The organism is Yoonia sp. (genome assembly GCF_042093035.1).
Classification (GTDB): domain Bacteria; phylum Pseudomonadota; class Alphaproteobacteria; order Rhodobacterales; family Rhodobacteraceae; genus Yoonia.
Window position 1 is genome coordinate 1 of record NZ_JBELFI010000114.1, and the last position, 3,327, is coordinate 3,327.

At 55.5% G+C, this 3,327-nt stretch carries 4 protein-coding genes; 3 read left to right on the top strand and 1 reads right to left on the bottom strand.

Translation table 11 applies throughout. The annotated features are described in order from the left end of the window. Positions 1-215, top strand: a 215-nt coding sequence (locus tag ACFDSS_RS12255; protein ID WP_375256024.1) for an acyl carrier protein, incomplete at its 5' end; no start/stop codon positions are given. Between the two features lie 63 nt (positions 216-278). Here the strand turns inward: ACFDSS_RS12255 and ACFDSS_RS12260 are convergent. Then, positions 279-1,157, bottom strand: a complete 879-nt coding sequence (locus ACFDSS_RS12260; protein ID WP_375256025.1) for a hypothetical protein — start codon at positions 1,155-1,157, stop codon at positions 279-281. 161 nt (positions 1,158-1,318) lie between these two features. Here ACFDSS_RS12260 and fabF point away from each other — a divergent pair, with 161 nt between their 5' ends. Next, a complete protein-coding gene (gene fabF, locus ACFDSS_RS12265) occupies positions 1,319-2,578 on the top strand; it encodes a beta-ketoacyl-ACP synthase II (RefSeq protein WP_375256026.1) in 1,260 nt (419 codons plus the stop codon). Next, positions 2,578-3,327 (top strand): endolytic transglycosylase MltG (locus tag ACFDSS_RS12270; protein WP_375256027.1); only part of this gene is annotated, 750 nt, incomplete at its 3' end. The genes fabF and ACFDSS_RS12270, both read left to right, overlap by 1 nt.

Sequence of the window (3,327 nt, forward strand, 5' to 3'; positions counted from 1 at the left end):
GCGTACGCAAGATCGTTGTAGAGCATCTTGGTGTTGAAGAAGACAAAGTGACGGAAGCTGCGTCCTTTATTGATGATCTTGGCGCAGATAGCCTTGATACTGTAGAGTTGGTGATGGCTTTTGAAGAAGAGTTCGGAATTGAGATTCCTGACGATGCTGCCGAAACAATCCAGACATTCGGTGATGCGGTCAAGTTCATCGACGGCGCGCAGTAAACCTCACTGCTTTGGTGTACGAAACGGCGTCCCTCGGGGCGCCGTTTTGCTTATTGGCGGCAGCTATTCGGTCATCCGAACGAAATCGACCTGAGCGAGGCTGATAATTTGTCTGAAGGCGACGCCGCTGTAGTGCTTGTTGCTCCAGATGATGTTGCCTTCGGTGTCTGCCCCCTCAATCGTGATATTGATCGCCGCCCTTTTTTCCAAAGCTTTGTCGCCCTCATGGCGCAGTTTGGCGCCATAACAGTTGATGTCGATAAGGGCACCTTTCTTGCGGGTTCCGTCATACTCGTAGTGGGTCGCGTGGTTTGTATTATGCCGCTTCGCGCGTCTGCGCCGCATCATCATCCATCGCTGCAAGAACGGTCTTGCAATGACGCTCAAGGCAATGACCGAGACTGAGGCGATCAGATTGCGCGGTGCCACAATATCTTCGGCAAATTGCGAAATTGCTTGGCTCACTTCCTCCAGATCTTCGGCGTCGGAGTTGCCTCTTATAGGGTCTTCGGCGGCTTCGGCTTGGGCAATAACGATTTGTTCATCGGTGCAGCGCAATTCGCGGAGATGATCTGCCATTTGGGTCAATGTTCGCCGTGCAATGGGGGTGAAATGCGGCTGTACTGAAAAAGGATCGTCCATGCTGACCCGTTGCAGAAGGCTTTGGGTTTGGCGTAGGAACCGGACCACATCTGCACCCTTGCCGACCAGCGTATTGCCGTCAACGGCCTGCATCGCGGTTCGTTCGCTCAAGCTGCTGGAAATCGCGCGCAGCTGCCGGATGTCATCGCGAAACAATGCTGTATCGGGGTTTGCCGCCAGCCTGCTTTGCAGCAGGTAGAGTTTATCGAGTTGATCGATCACTGCGCAATCGGCCATCGCGGCCTTGCTACCACCATAGAGGATCACGATCGCCGTCATGATGAAACGGATGAATTGCATGGAGCCGCCGGGGTTGTTTCCCCCTCAGCGGTAAATTGAAATCCTTAATCGCCCATGAAATCCGCGCAGCAACTTGCCGGAAGCCCGGACGCCGCTCTTGCCCCTGCCTATGCCGCTAGGGTAACACGGGGGTTAAATACCCCAAAAGGTGAGGGCTGAGTATGCGTCGTGTGGTTGTAACAGGTTTGGGGTTGGTCACGCCCCTTGCTGATGGTGTTGAAGCAAGTTGGGCGCGCATACTGGATGGACAGTCCGGCGCCGGCAAAATCACCGGATTTGACCCAAGCAAGCTGACGACCCAATACGCCTGTGAGGTTCCTTTGGGCGACGGCACTGACGGCACTTTCAATGCGGGGACCTACATGGACCCCAAAGAGCAGCGTAAGGTTGATACGTTTATTCTGTTCGGTATGGCAGCCGCCCAGCAAGCGATTGAGGATGCCGGTTGGCAGCCAGAGGACCGAGATGCACTTGAGCGCACGGGTGTTTTGATTGGCTCTGGCATTGGTGGTCTCAATTCGATTTCCAACACCGCCGTTATGATGGCCGAGAAAGGTCCCCGCCGGGTGTCGCCATTCTTTGTGCCCGGTGCGTTGATTAATCTGATTTCCGGTCAGGTTTCGATCCGTTATGGCTTTCGTGGCCCGAACCATTCTGTTGTGACGGCTTGTTCGACCGGCGCTCATGCGATTGGGGATGCATCCCGTTTGATCCAATATGGTGATGCTGATGTCATGATCGCAGGCGGTGCAGAGGCCGCGATATGTGAGTTGGGCATTGCAGGCTTTAATGCCTGTAAGGCCCTCAGCACAAAGCATAATGATGATCCAACCAAAGCCAGCCGCCCTTGGGATGAGGACCGAGATGGCTTCGTTATGGGTGAGGGGGCAGGGATTGTTGTGCTTGAGGAATATGAACATGCCAAAGCGCGCGGTGCGAAGATCTATGCTGAGGTTCTGGGCTATGGTCTGAGTGGTGATGCCCATCATATTACCGCCCCACCGCCGGACCACGAAGGTGCAGAGCGGGCCATGCGAGCTGCCTGTCGCAATGCCGGAATTGCGCCCGGCCAGATCAACTATGTGAATGCGCATGGGACGTCGACAATGGCTGATACGATTGAACTTGGCGCTGTCGAGCGTCTGGTCGGTGATGCTGCGTCTGCGTTGAAAATGTCATCTACCAAATCTGCGACCGGTCATTTGCTTGGTGCTGCGGGTGCGATTGAAGCAATTTTCTCGATCCTTGCGATCCGCGACCAGGTTGCACCGCCGACGATCAATCTCGACAATCCTGCGGCTGAGACCGCCATTGACCTTTGTGCCAATCAAAAGCGTCCGGCGGAGATTAATGTGGCCTTGTCAAATTCATTTGGCTTTGGCGGCACGAACGCGAGTGTTGTTTTCGGGAAAGTCGGCTGATGTGGCGTCATATTGCGGCAAATGGACTGACTTTCTTGACGGTCGCGCTGTTTCTGCTGGCCGGTGTTGTTGCATGGGCCAACCGTCAATACACATCGCAAGGCCCGCTTGAGGCGGCGATTTGTCTGGAGGTTCCGCGAGGTGGGAATATCAATCGCATCAGCGATGACCTTATGGCGCGAAATGCGATATCTTCGGCATTCATTTTTGAAGCGGGCGCGGAATACACCGACAAGTCAGGCGAGGTGAAATTTGGCCAATTCCGCGTTCCAGCGGGCGCCTCAATGGAGCAGATCGTCGATATTGTGACCCGCGGTGGTCGCAACACCTGTGGGGCAGAGGTGATTTACCGTGTCGGGATTGAGCGCACGATCGTGGATGTGCGTGAATTGGATCCTGAAACCAACCGTTTTGTCGAGCTGGTCAGCTTTGAGGCCGGTGGGGATGACCTGCCAGCGACCTATCTGGGCGTCCGTGACGCGGGCGGCGCGTCCTTTCGTGTTGTCGTTGCAGAAGGCGCGACCAGTTGGCAGATTGCCAATGCGCTTGGTCAGATTGATCTGTTGGAAAACGATGTGACGCAAGTCCCTCCGGAGGGATCTTTGGCGCCGCGCGATTATGAGTTCCGCGAAGGCGATACGGTATCATCAATCCTGGCGCGCATGACGTCACTGCAACAGGAGATCCGTGCCGAGGCCTGGCAATCGCGCGCTGATGGCCTGCCGCTGGAGACGCCGGAAGAGGCGCTT